Raw genomic sequence first — 17,066 nt, forward strand, 5'->3', positions numbered from 1 at the left:
CAGCCGTACCCCAACCAAGGGCGGCATGACCACGCTCATTTCATGGCCTACTGTCAGGTGATAACCATCTCAGCACAAGTAGATGTTTATTTCGGACAGCGATCAGTGATTTTTTGTCGGGCTTCTTAAAGCCCCTCCGGAAATTTTGGGGTTGTGTTGAAGTCAGGAGGGGGGCGTGCTGTACGGGGTGGCGTTAATGCTAGAAAATCTGGTCGCGATAGATCGTTTCCGCAATGAAAAAGGTCGTTGGAATTTCTTCCAACGACCTAAATTTCTTGGCGTCCCCAAGGGGATTTGAACCCCTGTTGCCGGCGTGAAAGGCCGGTGTCCTGGACCAGGCTAGACGATGGGGACTAAAAAAATGGCTGGCGGACAAGGACTCGAACCTTGACTACAGGAGCCAGAATCCTGCGTCCTGCCAATTAGACGATCCGCCAGCAGGGAAAAAGGGAATTACAGTCTCGCAATGGGACTGTCAAGCCCTGATTCGACGTTGTGTGTCGCGCCCTACGCGTTGGCCGCGGACAGGCGGCGGGTGCGCTTCTTGAGCTTGTTGATCTTCTTGCGCAGGATCTCGCGCTGGGCGCGTTCCTTGGACTCGGCCTTGGCGGTGCGCAGGCCGTTGATCTTGCGCTTGATGCCCAGGATCTGGTCCTTGTAGGGGTTGGACTGCTCGCCCTCTTCCTCGACGATGCCCAGGACCTCCTTGATGGCGGGAAGAAGCTCTTCCTTGCTCATGCCCGAGGCGCCGGTGATCTGCGGGATCTTCTCCATGCACAGCTCGCGCAGCTCCTTTTGGGTCATCTTGTCCAGGGGCTTCTTGAGGTCCAGGCTTTCCAGGGTGAGTTCGTCACTCATGTGTATGTCCTCCTTGGGGAATGTCGTTGTTGGGCGGCTTTGGGCCCGGCCCCTCTTCCTTGCGGGCGAAAAAACCCACATAGGCCCGGTAGCACCGGCCTATGGGGGAATCGGGGTCCAGCCGTTCCAGGAGCCCGCCCAGCCGCGTCGGACGTTCGGGCTCCGGGGACCACGCCCCGGGCGCCTGCCCGGGAAGCGAGTCCAATGAAACGTGGTTTCCTATCAGGTCCACGTGCACCTTGTCAAAGAAATTCATGCCCAGGTACGCGTTGGCCTGCTCCATGAGGGCCGGGGAATAGTAGACCATCTCCTGCATCAGCATCTGGTCCTCCACGCCGATCAAGAGCGTGGTGCCCCGGTGGCCCATGGGCCGGGCCACGTCCGCGATCTGCGGGCCCACGGCTTCGGCCCAGTTCCGCCAGAGCCTGCTCAGGTGGTACTGGGTGCCTTTCTCGTCCCGCTTGGACAGGAATTCGCCTATGGCCGAGGAAAACCGCTTCATGTCCGCTCCCGCGCTGCGCGCGCCATCAAAAGCATAACATGGCCCCCTGGGCAAGGCGAATCCCTCGCCCCGGGCTTGACCTCTTGGATATCGATCTATATAAAGATATCTCAATATATGGATGAAGCCGTGAGCGAAGCGCAGATAACACAATATTTCAAGGCTCTTGCCGACTCGACCAGGGTGCGCCTGATGCGCATTCTCCTGGAGCACGAGTTGTCCGTGGGCGAGCTGGTGGAGGTGCTGGGCATGTCCCAGCCCCGCGTGTCGCGGCATTTGAAGATCCTTGCCGAGGCCGGGCTGGTGACCCCCCGGCGCGACGGGCAGTGGGTCTTCTACCGCGCGGCCGAGGAGGGCCCGGGCCGGGGCTGGCTCCTGGCCGTGGGGCCGCTTTTGGCCGCCGAGGGCGAGCTGGACGCGGACGCGGCTGCCGCGGCTTCGGCCGTGGCCGGGCGGCGCGGCCGCTCCGAGCGCTTTTTCGAGCGCCACGCCGATTCCTGGGACCGTCTCTGCCAGGAGACCCTGGGCGGGTTCGACCTGGCGGAGGAGCTTGTGCGGCGCATGCCCGAGGTGGCCACGGCCGTGGACCTGGGCTGCGGCACAGGGCGGCTGCTCGCGCGCATGCGCGGGCGCGCCGGGGCGCTCATCGGCGTGGACAGCTCCCAGCCCATGCTGGAGCGCGCGCGCGCCAACCTGGGCGGCGACGGGCCGGGCCTGAGCCTGCGCATCGGCGACCTGGAGCATCTGCCCCTGGCCGACGGCGAGGCCGACCTGGCGGTGATGAGCCTGGCCCTGCACCACCTGCCCTCGCCCCAGGGCGGCATCCGCGAGGCCTGGCGCGTCCTGGCCCCGGGCGGGACGTTCCTGCTGGCGGACTTCGAGCCCCACCAGCGGGAGGACCTGCGCGAGCACGCCGGGGACCACTGGCTGGGTTTCGAGCCGAGTCGCGTATCGGGCTGGCTACAAGGCGAAGGATTCGTTATAAGGAAAAATGACCGTCTCTCCCTGCCGTCCGGGCTTGTCCTGCGGCTCTTCGAGGCGGAGAAACACAGCACCAAGGAGTGACAACCATGGCAGACGTGAAATCCCTGGACCTGAGTCTGGAATACAAGGTCGCGGACATGTCCCTGGCGGACTTCGGCGCCAAGGAGATGCAGCTTTCCGAGCGCGAGATGCCCGGGCTGATGGCCATCATCGAGAAGTACGGCCCCGAGAAGCCCCTGGCCGGGCTGCGGGTCACCGGCTCCCTGCACATGACCATCCAGACGGCCATGCTCATCAAGACCCTGCACGCCCTGGGCGCGGACATCCGCTGGGCCTCGTGCAACATCTTCTCCACCCAGGACCACGCGGCCGCGGCCGTGGCGGCCCAGGGCCTGGCCAAGGTCTTCGCCTGGAAGGGCGAGACCCTGGAGGACTACTGGTGGTGCACGGAGATGGCCCTGACCTGGCCCGACGGCACCGGCCCGGACCTCATCGTGGACGACGGCGGCGACGCCACGCTTCTGGTGCACCAGGGCGTGAAGGTGGAGAAGGACCCGTCGCTGTGCGGCAAGGCCTATGACGTGCACGAGTTCCAGATCATCATGGACCGCCTGGCCGCCTCGCTCACGGCCGCGCCCGGCAAGTGGGCCGCCATGGGCGAAAAGATCCGCGGCGTGTCCGAGGAGACCACCACGGGCGTGCACCGCCTGTACCAGATGCAGGAGAAGGGCGAACTGCTCTTCCCGGCCGTGAACGTCAACGACTCCGTGACCAAGTCCAAGTTCGACAACCTCTACGGCTGCCGCGAGTCCCTGGCCGACGGCATCAAGCGCGCCACGGACATCATGATCGCGGGCAAGGTCACGGTGGTCGTCGGCTACGGCGACGTGGGCAAGGGCTGCGCCCAGTGCATGCGCGGGTTCGGCTCGCGGGTGCTGGTCACGGAGTGCGACCCCATCTGCGCCCTGCAGGCCGCCATGGAGGGCTACGAGGTGACCACCATGGACAAGGCCGTGGAGCAGGGCGACATCTTCGTCACCTGCACGGGCAACTACCACGTGATCACCGGCGCGCACATGGAGCGCATGAAGGACGAGGCCATCGTCTGCAACATCGGGCACTTCGACTCCGAGATCGAGATGAGCTACCTGGAGAAGAACCCCAAGTGCTCCAGGCTGGAGATCAAGCCCCAGGTGGACAAGTGGACCCTCGAATCCGGCCGATCCATCATCGTCCTGGCCGAAGGCCGCCTGGTGAACCTGGGCTGCGCCACCGGGCATCCGTCCTTCGTGATGTCCAACAGCTTCACCAACCAGGCCCTGGCCCAGCTCGACCTGGCCGCCAACGACTACGAGCCCTGCGTCATGACCCTGTCCAAGAAGCTGGACGAGGAAGTGGCGCGCCTGCACCTCTCGCGCATCGGCGTGGAGCTGGAGGTCCTGACCAAGGAGCAGGCCGACTACCTGGGCGTGCCCGTGGAGGGGCCCTTCAAGCCGGACCATTACCGCTACTAGAACGCCCGGCAACCGCCGCGTACGAACGCGCCCCGTCCGGCCGAGCCGGGCGGGGCGCTTGTTTTTCCGCCCCTGCGCCGGGGTGGAATTTCGCTGTTGACTTCCCCTTGCCCCGGGTCTACTGACTGCTCAACAGTTAACAAGTTGAGAGAGACCATGGACAGATTCAAGAGCCATCGGGCCGGAGCCGTGTCCCACCGCGTGGCGCTTTTGCAGCGCATGAACCAGGCGCTGCTGGACAATTGGCTGGAGGAACTGGGCCTGCGCTACGGGCAGATGCCCTTCCTGTGCGCCGTGCTGGAATGCGGGGGCATGAGCCAGGACGAGCTGGCCGCCCGCGCCTCGGTGAGTTCGGCCTGCGCGGCCCGGGCCCTGTTCTCCCTGGAGGAGACGGGCTTCATCATACGCGAGGAGAACCCGGACAACCGTCGCCAGAAGCTGGTGCATCCCACCTCCCGGGCCCGGGAGATGCAGGAGGCCCTGTTCGAGATCAAGGACCGCCTGAACGAGCAGCTGCTCGCGGGCTTCGGCCCCGAGGAGCGCGCCCTGGCCCTGGAGTTCCTGGACCGCATGCTGGCCAACGCGGAACGGGGCGAGGGAGGTGCGCGATGAGCATGACGCCGGAACAGCGCGCGGGCCTGTTCGCCATCACCGTGACCCAGTTCGCCTTCGTGTTCATGCTTTCGGCCCTGGCCGTGGCCGTGCCCGCCCTGGGCCAGGAGTTCGGGGCCAAGGCCGCGCTCCTGGGGCTGGTGGAGTCCAGCTACATCGCGTCGGTGGCCATGCTCATGCTGCCCGTGTCCCGCCTGGCGGACATGTGGGGGCGCGGGTTCGTCTTCGCCCTGGGCCTGGCCGTGTTCGACGTCATGAGCCTGCTCTTGACCGTCTGCCCCAGCGTGGGCTGGCTGATCTTCGTGCGCATCCTTCAGGGCATCGGCGCGGCCATGATGGTCTCCACGGGCCTGGCCATCCTGGCGGACATCTTCCCGGGCAAGGGCCGGGGCAGGGCGCTGGGCATCTCCACGGCCGGGGTCTACCTGGGCATCTCCGCCGGGCCGCTCCTGGGCGGGCTGATCACCACCCACATGGGCTGGCGCTGGATCTTCTACCTGGGATCCCTGCCCTGCGTGGTGAGCCTGGTCATGACCGTCAGGGCCCTTAACGTCCGCCCCTCGCGCTCGGGGCGCGGCCGGGGTTTCGACTGGATCGGGTCCGTGCTGGTGGCTCTGGGCATGATCTGCCTGACCCAGGGCGGCTCGCACTTCGCGGACCTGTCGGGCAAGCTGCTCCTGGCGGGCGGGCTGGTTTCCCTGGCCCTGTTCGTGACCTGGGAGGCCCGGGCCGACGAGCCGCTGTTGAACCTGCGGCTGTTCGCGGGCAACCGCTCCTTCGCCTACGGCAACCTGGTGCAGTACATCAACTACGCCTCCACCTTCGGCATCACCTTCCTGCTCAGTCTGTATCTGCAGATCGTGCGCGGTATGAGCCCCGGGGACGCCGGGCTGCTGCTGGTGGCCCAGCCCCTGCTCATGGCCGTGCTCGCGCCGTTCGTGGGCAACATGGTGGACAGGACGCCGGCGCACCGCCTGGCCGCGGCGGGCATGTTCCTGAGCACCCTGGCCCTGGCCATGGCCGCGACCCTGGGCATGGAGGCCGGGCTCTGGCGCGTGGTCCTGGTGCTGGTGGCCTGCGGCGCGGGCACGGCCCTGTTCGCCACGGCCAACATGAATGTGATCATGGGCAGCGTGGGCCCCACGCACTACGGCGTGGCCTCGGCCATGGTGGCCTGCATGCGCACCACGGGCATGACCTCGGGCCTGGTGATCATCAGCGTGGCCCTGTCCCTCATCGTGGGGCCCCAGCAGATGACCGCCGAGAGCGCCGCGCCCTACATGACCGCCATGCACCTCGTGCTGGTCTGCTTCGTGGTTCCCTGCGCCCTGGGCGTGTATTTCTGCCTGCGCGCGCCTGAGCGCGGGACGCCGGACGATGTTTCGTGAATTGAAGCCGGGCCGTTGCGGATGTTTCCTGGTTCTGCAATGATGCATCATGCTCCGGTTTCCGACATTGTCCGCACTCGTCTTCGCGGTACTGCTGGCGTCGCTTGCGCTGCTGGTCGTTCCGCCCGCGCCGTGCCTCGCCGGGGGCGGCACCCTGACGGTCTACTACTTCGAACGGCCCCCGTATTACTATACCCACGACGGACACCCCGCGGGCTTCCTGGTGCTGCGCGCCAGGGAGATGTTCGAGGCCGCGGGCGTGCCCGCGCGCTTCGAATCCACGCCCTCCAAGCGCATCCTGCACCGCCTGCGGGCCGGGGAGCCCTGCTGCTCCGTGGGCTGGTTCAGGACGCCCGGGCGGGAGGAGTTCGCCTGGTTCACGGAGCCCATCCACCGGGACAAGGAGCTGGTGGCGCTGTTCGGCCGCGGGGTCGCCTCCGCCGTGTACGGCCACGCGGACGTCGCGTCCCTGGTCTCGGACCGTTCCCTGGTCCTGGGCGTGGTGGACGGGTTTTCCTACGGCCGGGTCGTGGACGAACTCCTGCGCCGGCTGGCCCCGCCCGTGGAACGGGTCACGGCCACGCAGCGCCGGATGGTGGCCATGATGTGCCAGGGCCGCTTCGACTACATGTTCGTGGCCCCGGAGGAGGCCGACGTGCTGCTCAGCGAGGCCTCACCGCGCCTGGGCGCGTTGCTCCTGCATCTCCTCGCGGGCGTGCCCGAGGGCAACACCCGGCACATCGTCTGCTCCAAGTCCGTGCCCGCCGAGGTCCGCAGACGCTTGGACCGCGCCATCAGGGCCCTGCACCCGGACGCGCGCTGAGCCTTCCCGCCATAAACGAACAGGGCCGCCCCGAAAGGGACGGCCCTGATGTTTTTTCCGCTGCGCCGGAGGGCTACGCCTTGCAGGCGGCCTTGAGGGCGTCGACCATGTCCCTGACTTCCCAGGTGAACTCCGGACGCTCGCGGCCGAAGTGGCCGTAGCAGGAGCTGGCCTTGAAGATGGGACGGCGCAGGTTGAGCTTCTTCTCGATGAAGTAGGGCCGCAGATCGAAGACCTCGTTCACGGCCTTGGTCAGGATGTCGTCGGGGGTGTCCGCGGTGCCCTCGCTGGTGACCAGCACGCTCACGGGCTCGGCCACGCCGATGACGTAGGCGATCTGGACCTGGCATTTGGGGGCCAGGCCCGCGGCCACCACGTTCTTGGCGATGTAGCGGCCCATGTACGCGCCCGAGCGGTCCACCTTGGAGGGGTCCTTGCCCGAGAACGCGCCGCCGCCGTGGGCGCCCATGCCGCCGTAGGTGTCCTGGATGATCTTGCGGCCCGTGAGCCCGCAGTCGCCCATGGGTCCGCCGATGACGAAGCGGCCCGTGGTGTTGATGAACACGCGGGTCTTCTTCTTGTCCACGAACTCGCCGGGCAGGGTGTTGAAGATGACCTCCTCGCGGATACCGTCCACCAGGTCCTGGTAGGCCACGTTCTCGTCGTGCTGGGCCGCGATGACCACGGTGTCGATGAATTTGGGTTTGCCGTCCTCGTAGGTGAAGCTGACCTCGGTCTTGCCGTCCGGGCGCAGGAAGTCGAGGATGCCCTCCTTGCGCACGTAGGTCAGGCGGCGGGACAGCTTGTGCGCCCAGTAGATGGGCGCGGGCATCAGCGTCTCGGTCTCGTCGCAGGCGTAGCCGAACATCATGCCCTGGTCTCCGGCGCCCTGCTCCTCGGGGGCCTTGCGGTCCACGCCCTGGGCGATGTCCGGGGACTGCTTGTCGATGGTGGACATCACGGCGCAGGTGTCCGCGTCGAAACCCATCTCCGAGCTGGTGTAGCCGATCTCGCGGATGGTATCGCGCACGATCTGGGGCAGGTCGGCGTAGCCCTTGGTGGTGATCTCGCCGGCGATCATGGCCAGGCCGGTGGTCACCAGGGTCTCGCAGGCCACACGGGATTCGGGGTCCTGCTCCAGCAGGGCGTCGAGCACCGCGTCCGAGATCTGGTCGGCGACCTTGTCGGGATGGCCCTCGGTCACGGACTCGGACGTGAAGTGGTAGGTTCCCTTGCTGCAGATCATGGTTTTCCTCCTTGATTGTTGTGCTCTTCCGGCTGGATGATCCCTCCCGAGATGAGAATCTTGAAGGAGTCCTCCACGCTGATGTCCAGGGGAATGACATCCTCCTCGGGCACCAGAAGGTAGAAGCCCGAGGTCGGGTTGGGGGTCGTCGGCAGGAAGAGGTTTATGACGTGTTTGCCTGTTTTTTCCTGAAATTCCTTGTAGGTGTCGCCCGTGACGTAGGCCAGGGCGTAGACGCCTTTTCTGGGGTACTCCACGAGCACCACGCGCTTGAAGTCCTTGCCCCCGCCCATGAGCACGGCTTCCACCAGTTGCTTCACCGAGTGGTAGACCTTGTTCACCAGGGGGATGGATTCCATGATCCGTTCGCCAAGGCGCACCAGGGTCCGGCCCAGGATGTTGCGGACAAGGACGCCCAGGGCGAAGAGCAGGGCCAGGAGCAGGATGATGCCCAGGCCCGGGATCCTGAAGGGCAGGTAGCTCTCGGGCCTCAGCGCCGGGGGCACCAGGAGCAGGATCTTGTCGCCCCACCTGAGGATCAGCCCCAGCAGGAAGACGGTGGCCGCCAGGGGCGTGGCCACGAGGATGCCCGCGATGAGGTTGGCCTTGAGGGCGGCCTTGATGCGGGCGGCGAGGCCGGCGTTCGGATCCTGGCTGCACATGGCGCTAGTCCCCCGGCTTGATGAGCAGGTTGTCGATGAGCCTGGCCTTGCCCAGGCGCACGGCCACGGCGGCCAGCACCGGGCCCGCGACGAGCTCCACGGGCCGGATGGCGTCGGGGTCCACCAGCTCCACGTAGTCGATCTCGCCGTCGGGCACGTGCCTGGCGTAGTAGGCGGCGAGGGCCTCCTTGAGCCGGTCCGCGTCGCGTTCGCCGCCCTGGACCAGCCCTTCCAGGACGAGCAATCCTCGGCGCAGGCCCGGGGCCTGGGCGCGGTGGGCCGGGGTCAGGTACACGTTGCGCGAGGACAGGGCCAGGCCGTCGGCCTCGCGGGCGATGGGCCGGCCCTCGATGCGCACGGGCATGTGCAGGTCGCGCACCATGCGCCGGATGAGCGCCAGTTGCTGCCAGTCCTTTTGCCCGAACACGGCCACGCTGGGCTGGGCCAGGTTGAGGAGCATGGTCACCACCGTGGCCACGCCCCGGAAATGCACCGGGCGGCTGGCCCCGCAGAGGTGCTCGGCCAGGGGCGGCACCTGGACCCAGGTGGCGTGGTCCGGGGCGTAGAGGGTCTCGGGCGTGGGCGTGAACAGCACGTCCACCCCGGCCTCCTCGGCCAGGGCAGCGTCCCGCTCCAGGTCGCGGGGATAGGCCGCGAGATCCTCGTCCGGGCCGAACTGCGTGGGGTTCACGAACAGGCTGACGTAGACCCTGTCCGCGTTCTCCCGGGCCCAGCGCATCAGCGACAGGTGCCCGTCGTGGAAAAAGCCCATGGTCGGCACCAGCGCCGTGGTCAGGCCCTGGGCCCGATGGTCCATGGCCTGGCGCTGGAAGGCCGCGGGGTCGTTGAGGCGTTGCATGTGCGTTCCTTGCGGGCCGCGCCCGCGAAATAAAAAAACCCTCCCCGAGAGGGAAGGGTTAACGAAAGTTCGTTTTCCATCATGGTCCCTCGCGGGCTGGCGGGAGCACCTTGCCCTCATGGGGACAGGTTGCCGGGCGGTCGACGGGCCAGTTCCCTCGCGCCTCTCTGCATGATTTTGTCAAAAGTCCGGACGGCGGGACCGCCCAGGCACAAAAGTGTTAGCTCAAACTGATTCGGCGGGCAAGCAATTTTCTTTAGGGCGGCGTCAGGCCTAGGGGTAGGCCTTCTTCAACCGCCGGGCGCGTCCCGGGCGGACAGTGCGGCGCAGGGCCGGGGGCGCGGACGCCTTTCCCTCCCCCGGGATCAGCGTGATGCGCCGGCGTATCTCGCCGAGCAGGGCCACCGAGGGGTCCCGTTCCAGGGTCGTGCGGATGTCGCCCACGGCCTGGGGCGAGAGGGTCGCCGTTCCGCTGGCGCACAGTTCCGAGTTCTTGTCGTCCGTGACGGCCAGGAAGTCGAAGACGGTGCGTATGCCCCTGTCCCGCAACTCTTCCATGGCCTCCGGGGCGTGCACGTAGAGCTTGGCCTGGGTGATCCAGTCCATGATCTTCCAGGGGTTGTAGGGCGTGCGCAGGAGCATCTCCACGAAGTTGGCCTCGGCCAGGTTCTGGGCGTTGTCCACGCCCAGCTCGGAGAGCCTAGTCTTGGTGAAGAGGTCGATGCCGTCGATCTTGTCCAGGGGCAGTTTGCGCCGCCGCTGGGCCGCGCCCAGGGTGCGGGCCATTTTCTCCCTGAGCAGGCGCATGCCGCGCTGCGGGAACATGCCGATGAAAAAGGCGATGCTCGGCAGGGCGTTGACGTCCGCCGGGAGCAAATGACGCACGGCCAGGGCGATGAACGAGGCGTAGACCATGCGCGTGGCCACGGCGAAAAAGGCGTTGGGCGTCAGGTCCAGGGCCGAGAGCCTGCGCCCGATGTACTGGATGGACCAGACATAGCAGCCCAGCCCGGCCATCAGGACCACCAGCAGGCTGCCCCAGGCGTAGTTGTCGGGCCGGGTTTCGTCGTTGGCCTTTGATAAGGCCCCGGCGGTTTCCTCCGCCCCCTGGGGCGCGTTGCCCGGGGCGTCGGCCTCCGCGTTCCCCGCGCCCCGGGACAGGGTGTATGTCTCGCCGCCCAGGGTCAGCGTGATTTTTCCGGGCCCGTCCGCCCTGGACGGGGAGACGGGGGCGAGGTGCTCCACGCGCTGCAGCAGGAAGTTCGGGGTCCCGTCCCTGAGGACGTGCGTGTAGAAGGTGCTGTCGAACAGCAGCCAGATGGCGACGAAGGAGTAGATGCTGCAGAACAGGATGGGCAGGGCGTAATCCAGGATGGACGTGTCCTCGTAGGTCTTGAACAGGCCGTAGGGGCAGGACTTGAGGTTGGAGGACAGGCGCAGGGCCTGACAGATGTTTTGCAGCTCCTCGCGTTTGCGCGGCAGGCGCATGGTGGTGAAGCTGTACGCGGCGGCCGGAAAGAACAGGGCCATGGCCGCGGCCGTGAACACGGCCAGGAGCGAATAGGTGTCCGCAGGCATGGGCCATCCTCCTTTGGGTTCGATGGATTCGGCGCGCCTGTTCTGGACAGCTGGGGGCGTAATCGTCAGGCGGGAGAAGCGTGAAGAAACGGATCGTCTATTGTCGTATAGGATAGCGCGATTTCGTGGTCAAGGGGCGGCGTTCAGGAATCGAAGTCCAGGATGCGGCCGCTGTCCCCGGGAATCGGCGTGTAGCCGTCCTCCCCCTGCGAGGCGGAGGAGATGAGGTTGCTGAAGAGCGTGTAGGGGCTTTGTTCCGGGCGCGGGGCGTCGGTGGCCGCCGCCACCACCTGTTGCAGGGCGTCGAGCTTCGCCAGGCCCACGTCCCGGGCCGGGCTGGGCAGGGGCGGCAGCTGCGGCGCTGCCAGGGAGGACCTGAGGGCTTGGCCCGTGCTGGCTTCGGCCAGGGCCGCCAGGCGCGGCGCAAGGCCGCCGGGGGCGTCGTACAGGGCGGCCCGGGCCCGGGCGGGGTCCTGGACCAGGGCCTGGGCGAATTCGTCGCGTCGCACCCAGAGGTTGCCGCTGGTGTCCAGCCGCGAAACACCCAGCCAGTCCAGTTCGCCGGAAAGGTCGAGGACGGGTGCGCTCCAGGAGCGCACGAAGGCGGGCTGCAGGATGTCCGCGTTGGATTGCAGGAAGTTCTGCAGGCCGTTGTAGGCGTCGGCCAGGTCCAGGAACTGCTCGCGCGCCAGGGCGTAGCCTTGGGTCACGGACAGGGGCAGGGCCTCGCCCGACGAGGCCGTGACCTCCACGGCCAGCCGCCCCTGCTCCAGGCTGAACACGCCGGTCTCCGAGACCATCTCCCGGCCGTCCACCAGGGCCGTGGCGTCGGCCCCGGGCGCGGACGTGGCGTTGAGCCCCAGGGCGCGCGCCAGGGTCCCGGAAGGCGTTTGGGACCAGGCCCCGCCGTCCAGGAAGTAGTCCGCGCCCTCGTCCGCGTTGTACACGGCCGCCGCGTCCCCCGTCTGGGTCTCGGTCCAGGCGGAGCCGTCGTATTCGTAGACGTTGCCCTCGGTCCAGCCGTTGGCCGTGGCCGTGGCCAGATAGCGTTCGCCGCCGTCGACCCAGTTGGGCAGCCCTGAGGAGGGGTCGTGCATCCCGTCCACGTCCGCGAGCCACGGGCCGCCGTATTCGCGCACGGAGAGGCGCTGGCCGAGCTTGGGCGCGTCCAGGGTCAGCTCCAGGGCCACGGCGCGCTGCGTGGCCGGATAGAGCAGGCCCGAGTCCGCCTCGCCCTGCACCACCCGGGCCGTGACCCGCTCGTCGGCCGCGCTGATGTTCAGCGCCAGGCTCGTGAGCAGGGTCTCCCAGTCCATGTCCGCGTCCACGGCCACTTCCACTTCCACGGACTCGCCGCCCACGTCCAGGAGCAGCCTGTGGTCCCCGGGCTCCAGGTCCACGGCGCCCACGGGGTTCAGGAGGTCGGAGACGAAGGTGCTGGCCGACGCGCGCGAGGACCGCTGCACGGTGTGGCGGCCCGTTCCGGCGGCGGTCAGGGGCGCGCTGGCGGGGGTCAGGTCCAGGCCGTGCAGGAGCAGCCCGTCCGTGTCGGCGAGTTCCACGTCCTGGTCCGCGTGGGCCGGGTTCAGGGTCACCGCCAGCACGGACCCGGTCTTGGACAGGAAGTCCAGGCGCTGGCCCGGCGCGGTCTGGCGCACCACCTCGGCCTGCACGGGCAGGGCCGAGGCGTTGATGGCCCGGGCCGTGAGCTCCAGGGCCTGGCCCCAGGTGGCGTTCGTGGGGATGGAGACGTCGATGTCCTCGGTTTCGCCGCCCTGGGACAGGGTGAAGGTGTAGTCCCCGGCGGCGAGGCCGCTGTCCGCGTCGGCCGAGCGGCCGCGGGAGAAATATTTGTAATACCTTTGGGCGCTCTGGCCCGAGCGCAGCTCCGCCCTGAGCAGGCCCTTGACGTCCGCGCCGTGGGCGTCCACCTGGCGCGCGCCTTCGGTCACGGAGGACGAGGCCACGGGCCAGGAGAAGCGGGCGGCGGCGTCGGCCAGGGCGCCCACGCGGCGGTCCAGCGTCTCCAGCACCAGGTCGCCCAGGCGGGCGTAGCGGCTTTGGCTCTGGGCGTTCTCGAAGCGCCAGGACACGCGCGAGAGCAGCGCGGACCGCTCCAGCGCCGGGTTCACCGTGCTGGTGCTGCCTGTCGGCTCCCGGTCGAGCCCCTGGAATTCGATTGCGGCCATGCCTCCGCCGACGCGCGCCCGAAGCGCGCGGGGTTCCGGCGGAAGGTCAGGCCTCGGGATAGCGCACCGACTCCAGGCACAGGCCCTGGGGCGGAGCGGTGGGGAAGGCCACGTTGCGGTCGCGGCCCTGGATGATCCCGGCCACGTCTCCGGGGGAGAAGCGGCCCCTGCCGATTTCCACCAGCAGGCCGACCATGTTGCGCACCATCTGCTTGAGAAAGCCGTCGGCCGTGAAGCGCAACGTCTGTTCCCCGGGGGACATCCCCGGGACCCGCTCGATGCCCGTGACCGTGCGCACCGTGCTCTTCACCGGGGTGCCCACGTTCTGGAAGCAGGCGAAATCCCGCTCCCCGATCATCCGTCGCGCGGCCTCGTCCACGGCCTCCAGGTCCAGCGGCCCCGTGGTCCAGACGTAGTTCCGCCTTTGCGGTATATCGTATCGGCGTTCGGGCCAGATACTATAGGTGTAGCTCTTGGAGAGGGCGCTGTAGCGGGCGTGGAAATCCCCGGGCGCGGTTTCGGCGCTCAGCACGGAAACGTCGTCGGGGAGCAGGGAATTGAGGGATTTGCGCCAGTCCAGCCCGGCGCGGGAGTCGGGCACGTCCGCGTGCACCACCTGGCCCAGGGCGTGGACCCCGGCGTCGGTGCGGCCCGAGCCGTGGCAGCGGACCTCTGCGCCGCAGATGCGGCCCAGGGCCCGTTCCAGGCAGTCCTGCACCGTGCGTTCGCCCGTGGCCGCCTGGATCTGCCAGCCGTGAAAGGCCGTGCCGTCGTAGGCCAATGTCAGCTTCAGGCGGGGCACGGCTATTCGAAGGGCACTTGCAGCTTGGTCAGGGCCTCGGCCAGGCGCGCGGCCTTCTGGGCGTCCACGAAGGTCAGGATCTCGCCGGCCTGGCGGCCGCGCATGCCCGACAGAATCTTGACGGCCTGGCGCTCGTCCATGGTCTGCAGGACCTGGGCGGCCTGCTTGGCCTTCATGTTGGAGAACACGTCCACCAGGTGGCGGTCCTTCTTGTCGCGCACGGCCGTGGCTTCCTCAAGCATGCGCTCCAGCTGAGCGCGGCGCTTGTCCAGCTCGGCCATGTCCTTGTTGATCTTGCCCTCCAGGGCGTCGAGCTCGCGTTCGCGGCGGTCCAGCTCCTCCTGGCGTTTGAGCAGGGCCTCCCTGGTCAGGTCGTCGGCGGCGGGCTTGGCCACGGCCTTGGCGCGGGTGGGATCCTTGGCGTCGGGCACGGCCTTCTGCTCCTGGGCCTGGGCGGGCGCGGGGGCGGCCAGCCGGGCCACGGCGCGCTGCGGGGTCACCTGGCCCGTGGACAGGGCGTTCCAGCCCACGAAGGCCAGAAGCGCGAGCTTCACCAGGGCCAGAAGCATCAGGCCCTTGAACAGCCTAGACAGCCTCATGCCGGAAACGAACCGTGGCCATTTCATCGGATTCCCTTTGTTCCTTGAGGTTCTCTTCTTGCCGGAAGCGCAATTCCTGGTTGGCCCGCAGGCGTTCCAGGAGCTTTCTGTCCTTGGATCGCGCCACCAGCCTCTGGCGGGCCTTGGCCAGTTCGGAGGCCAGCCCCCGTTCACGGGCCTGGGCCTCTTCGATGTCCTCGGCCAGGCGCAGGCGATAGCGCCGCCAGAGCCAGAGGTCGTTTTCCGTGAGTTCCTTTCCGCTATACAACGATGCCTCGTGTTGCGCCAGTTTCGCGCTCAGGGCGTTGACGATCTGGACCTGCGCCTTGTGCGCGGCCAGGGCCCGGGCCAGATCCATTTTGGCCTGGTCCTCCTGCTGGCGGCGGAAGTCGAGGACCCGTTCGAGGGAAAAGCGGAAAGCCATGCAGTCTCCTTTGGGCGGCCGGGCGCCAAAAACACGCCGAAAGGCCGATCGTCCTGGATCATAAGCAAAATTTAGGCCGACGGTTAACCGAAGAGCAGCGCCATGGCCGCCCCGGCCAGCACCACCCAGAGGATGTCCACGCCCCGGCGCAGGGCCAGGAACGCGGCCACGCAGAGGAGCGCGCCGGGCAGGGAAAAGGGCGCGTCCACGGCGAAGCGCGCGAACACGGCGGCCATGAGCCCGGCCAGGGAGGCCAGGGAGGCGCGCACCGCGCGGCGGAACAGGGGCGAGGCCTGCATGCGGTCGAAATAGGGGGTGGCGGCGGTGAGCACGAACAGGGACGGGGTGAAGGCGAAGACCGCGCCCGTGAGCGCCCCGGCGAATCCGGCCAGATGGTAGCCCACGAAGGCCGAGGTGATGACGATGGGACCAGGGGTGATCTGGCCCAGGGCCAGGCCGTCCATGAACACCTCCGGGCTCATCCAGGCCCGGGCCGTGGTGGTCTCGTGCAGCATCAGCGGCAGGGACGCGTAGCCCCCGCCGAAGGCGAAGAGGTCCACCTTGAACATCACCCAGGCCAGCTCCAGGAGGTCCGGCCGCAGCAGGGCCAGCAGCCCCGTGGCCGCCGCCAGGCCCAGGCCCAGGGCCGCGAGCCTGCGCAGGGGGGAGCCCCCGTTGCAGCAGCCCGGGTCCGCGCCCGGGGGTTCGTGGCCGTAGACAACGAGCCCCGCTGCGCAGGCCCCGAGAATGGCCAAAATGGGGTTGCCGCGCAGGCCCACCATCAGGCCCACGCCCAGGGCGATGGCCGTGTCCGCGCGGCTGCTGACGAATTTTCGCGTGAAGTCCGCGGCCGCGTTGGCCACCAGGGCCACCACCACCAGCTTCAGGCCCTGGAAGGCGGCGGTCATGGCGGCCGCGTCCCGGGTGGCGTGGTAGACGGCGGACAGGGCCGTGATGAGCACGAAGGCGGGCAGGCCGAAGCCCAGGTAGGCGGCCAGGGCCCCGGGCAGCCCCCGGGCCCGCAGGCCCACGTAAGCGGCCATCTGCATGGCCGTGGCCCCGGGCACGGCCTGGCACAGGGCCATGCCCAGGCGGAAGACGTCCTCGGTGAGCCAGGCCCGCTTGCGCACGGCCAGGTCGCGGATGTAGGGCACCATGGCCGGGCCGCCGAAGGCCGTGCAGCCAAGACGCAAAAAGCCCAGGAACAGGTCCGCGAGGGAGGCTGGTCTGGGCATGCGTTTCTCCAGGGTTGGGGGCCGGAATTTCGCGGGCGTCAGGGGCCGAGGTGCGCGGCCAGGGTCCAGCCCAGGAGGCAGGACAGCTCGCCCCAGACGATGGCCAGGCCCAGGAAGTCGCCGTTCAGGCCGCCCATGCGCCGGGCCAGGGTCCTGATCTCCATGAGCCCCGCCAGGCCCAGGGCCAGGGCCGGGACCAGGCCCGCCAGGGGCCGCAGAACCGGGGCCGTGGCCAGGGTCAGGACCAGGGCCGCGCCCAGGGCGGGCAGGGTCGCGCCCGCCAGGGTCAGGCTGCCCAGGCCCGAGCCCCGGCTGAAGGAGCGGCAGGACCAGGCCACGGCCACGCACAGCCCGCGTCCGAAAACAAAGGAAAAGGCTACCGCGCCAACGGCCCCGGCGGCCAGCGCCTCGTGCAGCAGGATGATCTGGCCGCCCAGGCCCAGGACCAGCCCCAGGCCGCCGAAGGCCCCGAGGCGGCTGTCCTTGAGCACCTCCCAGAAGCGCTCGGGCCCGCCGCCCGCGCCCAGGGCGTCGCACACGTCGGCCACCCCGTCCCAGTGCAGGCCGCGCGTCAGCCACAGGGAGCCGCAGGCCACCAGCCAGGCCTGGACCCAGGGCCGCCCGGCGAGGACCCCCAGGTACAGGGGCAGGCAGAGCAACCCGCCCAGGACCATGCCCGCCACGGGAAAGTACTTCACCGACGCGGCGATGGTGCCCTCGTCGTGGATGCGGGCCGGGGCCAGGCGGGTCAGGAAATCCATGGCCGCCATGAGCGGCGTGATTATACGCAT

General features: G+C 68.3%; 17 protein-coding genes, 2 tRNA genes and 1 riboswitch. Of the genes, 5 read left to right on the forward strand and 14 right to left on the reverse strand.

Annotated elements, in window-relative coordinates; genetic code table 11:
• Window positions 1–276: 276 nt before the first annotated feature.
• The 4 genes from ACYYG1_RS07180 to ACYYG1_RS07195 all read right to left on the reverse strand — a co-directional run bounded on the left by ACYYG1_RS07180 (window position 277) and on the right by ACYYG1_RS07195 (window position 1,360).
• Window positions 277–354: transfer RNA gene (locus ACYYG1_RS07180), tRNA-Glu, on the reverse strand.
• A gap of 8 nt (window positions 355–362) precedes the next feature.
• Window positions 363–437 (reverse strand) — tRNA-Gln (locus ACYYG1_RS07185).
• Window positions 438–507: 70 nt separating this feature from the next.
• Window positions 508–858 (reverse strand): hypothetical protein, encoded by a 351-nt coding sequence (locus ACYYG1_RS07190; protein ID WP_461209613.1) that lies wholly within the window; start codon window positions 856–858, stop codon window positions 508–510.
• Window positions 851–1,360: a DciA family protein gene (locus ACYYG1_RS07195; protein ID WP_461209614.1), complete on the reverse strand. Its 510-nt coding sequence runs from the start codon at window positions 1,358–1,360 to the stop codon at window positions 851–853. Before ACYYG1_RS07195 ends, ACYYG1_RS07190 begins: the two co-directional genes overlap by 8 nt.
• A 129-nt stretch (window positions 1,361–1,489) precedes the next feature.
• Between ACYYG1_RS07195 and ACYYG1_RS07200 the strand changes: the two genes are divergently transcribed.
• From ACYYG1_RS07200 to ACYYG1_RS07220, 5 genes are all read left to right on the forward strand, one after another.
• A complete protein-coding gene (locus ACYYG1_RS07200) occupies window positions 1,490–2,425 on the forward strand; it encodes an ArsR/SmtB family transcription factor (protein WP_461209615.1) in 936 nt (311 codons plus the stop codon).
• Between the two features lie 5 nt (window positions 2,426–2,430).
• The gene (gene ahcY, locus ACYYG1_RS07205) at window positions 2,431–3,858 is read left to right on the forward strand and encodes an adenosylhomocysteinase (RefSeq protein WP_461209616.1); all 1,428 of its coding nucleotides are present in this window, start codon (window positions 2,431–2,433) and stop codon (window positions 3,856–3,858) included.
• A gap of 156 nt (window positions 3,859–4,014) precedes the next feature.
• A complete protein-coding gene (locus ACYYG1_RS07210) occupies window positions 4,015–4,470 on the forward strand; it encodes a MarR family winged helix-turn-helix transcriptional regulator (protein WP_461209617.1) in 456 nt (151 codons plus the stop codon).
• Window positions 4,467–5,858: an MFS transporter gene (locus tag ACYYG1_RS07215; RefSeq protein ID WP_461209618.1), complete on the forward strand. Its 1,392-nt coding sequence runs from the start codon at window positions 4,467–4,469 to the stop codon at window positions 5,856–5,858. Before ACYYG1_RS07210 ends, ACYYG1_RS07215 begins: the two co-directional genes overlap by 4 nt.
• Window positions 5,859–5,907: 49 nt before the next feature.
• On the forward strand, window positions 5,908–6,681 hold the full coding sequence (locus ACYYG1_RS07220) for a substrate-binding periplasmic protein (RefSeq protein WP_461209619.1): 774 nt from the start codon (window positions 5,908–5,910) through the stop codon (window positions 6,679–6,681).
• A gap of 73 nt (window positions 6,682–6,754) precedes the next feature.
• Here ACYYG1_RS07220 and metK read toward each other — a convergent pair whose 3' ends face one another.
• The 10 genes from metK to ACYYG1_RS07270 all read right to left on the reverse strand — a co-directional run bounded on the left by metK (window position 6,755) and on the right by ACYYG1_RS07270 (window position 17,066).
• A complete protein-coding gene (gene metK, locus ACYYG1_RS07225; RefSeq protein ID WP_461209620.1) occupies window positions 6,755–7,927 on the reverse strand; it encodes a methionine adenosyltransferase in 1,173 nt (390 codons plus the stop codon).
• Window positions 7,924–8,589 (reverse strand): DUF502 domain-containing protein, encoded by a 666-nt coding sequence (locus tag ACYYG1_RS07230; RefSeq protein ID WP_461209621.1) that lies wholly within the window; start codon window positions 8,587–8,589, stop codon window positions 7,924–7,926. Before ACYYG1_RS07230 ends, metK begins: the two co-directional genes overlap by 4 nt.
• Window positions 8,590–8,593: 4 nt before the next feature.
• Window positions 8,594–9,448, reverse strand: coding sequence for a pantoate--beta-alanine ligase (gene panC, locus ACYYG1_RS07235; protein WP_461209622.1), 855 nt, complete (start codon window positions 9,446–9,448; stop codon window positions 8,594–8,596).
• A gap of 76 nt (window positions 9,449–9,524) precedes the next feature.
• Window positions 9,525–9,626: riboswitch (SAM riboswitch) on the reverse strand.
• Between the two features lie 95 nt (window positions 9,627–9,721).
• Window positions 9,722–11,026 carry a hypothetical protein gene (locus ACYYG1_RS07240; RefSeq protein ID WP_461209623.1) on the reverse strand — a complete coding sequence of 435 codons (1,305 nt, stop codon included), beginning with the start codon at window positions 11,024–11,026 and terminating at the stop codon, window positions 9,722–9,724.
• 143 nt (window positions 11,027–11,169) lie between these two features.
• Window positions 11,170–13,215: a hypothetical protein gene (locus ACYYG1_RS07245; RefSeq protein WP_461209624.1), complete on the reverse strand. Its 2,046-nt coding sequence runs from the start codon at window positions 13,213–13,215 to the stop codon at window positions 11,170–11,172.
• Window positions 13,216–13,261: 46 nt separating this feature from the next.
• Window positions 13,262–14,017 (reverse strand): tRNA pseudouridine(38-40) synthase TruA, encoded by a 756-nt coding sequence (truA, locus tag ACYYG1_RS07250; RefSeq protein ID WP_461209625.1) that lies wholly within the window; start codon window positions 14,015–14,017, stop codon window positions 13,262–13,264.
• 2 nt (window positions 14,018–14,019) lie between these two features.
• Window positions 14,020–14,616, reverse strand: a complete 597-nt coding sequence (locus ACYYG1_RS07255) for a MotE family protein (RefSeq protein ID WP_461209626.1) — start codon at window positions 14,614–14,616, stop codon at window positions 14,020–14,022.
• A complete protein-coding gene (gene fliJ, locus ACYYG1_RS07260) occupies window positions 14,603–15,040 on the reverse strand; it encodes a flagellar export protein FliJ (protein WP_461209627.1) in 438 nt (145 codons plus the stop codon). The genes ACYYG1_RS07255 and fliJ overlap by 14 nt, the downstream gene beginning before the upstream one ends.
• A gap of 83 nt (window positions 15,041–15,123) precedes the next feature.
• Window positions 15,124–16,275, reverse strand: coding sequence for a chromate efflux transporter (gene chrA / locus ACYYG1_RS07265; RefSeq protein WP_461209628.1), 1,152 nt, complete (start codon window positions 16,273–16,275; stop codon window positions 15,124–15,126).
• A 38-nt stretch (window positions 16,276–16,313) separates the two neighbouring features.
• Window positions 16,314–17,066 carry an adenosylcobinamide-GDP ribazoletransferase gene (locus tag ACYYG1_RS07270; protein ID WP_461209629.1) on the reverse strand — a complete coding sequence of 251 codons (753 nt, stop codon included), beginning with the start codon at window positions 17,064–17,066 and terminating at the stop codon, window positions 16,314–16,316.

The organism is Desulfocurvus sp. DL1XJH-121, assembly GCF_054819825.1.

Coding starts and splice junctions, on each gene's coding strand:
- ACYYG1_RS07190 (WP_461209613.1), bottom strand. CDS start 858: ATGAGTGACGAACTCACCCTGGAAAGCCTGGACCTCAAGAAGCCCCTG.
- ACYYG1_RS07195 (WP_461209614.1), bottom strand. CDS start 1,360: ATGAAGCGGTTTTCCTCGGCCATAGGCGAATTCCTGTCCAAGCGGGAC.
- ahcY (WP_461209616.1), top strand. CDS start 2,431: ATGGCAGACGTGAAATCCCTGGACCTGAGTCTGGAATACAAGGTCGCG.
- ACYYG1_RS07210 (WP_461209617.1), top strand. CDS start 4,015: ATGGACAGATTCAAGAGCCATCGGGCCGGAGCCGTGTCCCACCGCGTG.
- ACYYG1_RS07215 (WP_461209618.1), top strand. CDS start 4,467: ATGAGCATGACGCCGGAACAGCGCGCGGGCCTGTTCGCCATCACCGTG.
- ACYYG1_RS07220 (WP_461209619.1), top strand. CDS start 5,908: ATGCTCCGGTTTCCGACATTGTCCGCACTCGTCTTCGCGGTACTGCTG.
- metK (WP_461209620.1), bottom strand. CDS start 7,927: ATGATCTGCAGCAAGGGAACCTACCACTTCACGTCCGAGTCCGTGACC.
- ACYYG1_RS07230 (WP_461209621.1), bottom strand. CDS start 8,589: ATGTGCAGCCAGGATCCGAACGCCGGCCTCGCCGCCCGCATCAAGGCC.
- panC (WP_461209622.1), bottom strand. CDS start 9,448: ATGCAACGCCTCAACGACCCCGCGGCCTTCCAGCGCCAGGCCATGGAC.
- ACYYG1_RS07240 (WP_461209623.1), bottom strand. CDS start 11,026: ATGCCTGCGGACACCTATTCGCTCCTGGCCGTGTTCACGGCCGCGGCC.
- ACYYG1_RS07245 (WP_461209624.1), bottom strand. CDS start 13,215: ATGGCCGCAATCGAATTCCAGGGGCTCGACCGGGAGCCGACAGGCAGC.
- ACYYG1_RS07255 (WP_461209626.1), bottom strand. CDS start 14,616: ATGAGGCTGTCTAGGCTGTTCAAGGGCCTGATGCTTCTGGCCCTGGTG.
- fliJ (WP_461209627.1), bottom strand. CDS start 15,040: ATGGCTTTCCGCTTTTCCCTCGAACGGGTCCTCGACTTCCGCCGCCAG.
- chrA (WP_461209628.1), bottom strand. CDS start 16,275: ATGCCCAGACCAGCCTCCCTCGCGGACCTGTTCCTGGGCTTTTTGCGT.
- ACYYG1_RS07270 (WP_461209629.1), bottom strand. CDS start 17,066: ATGCGTATAATCACGCCGCTCATGGCGGCCATGGATTTCCTGACCCGC.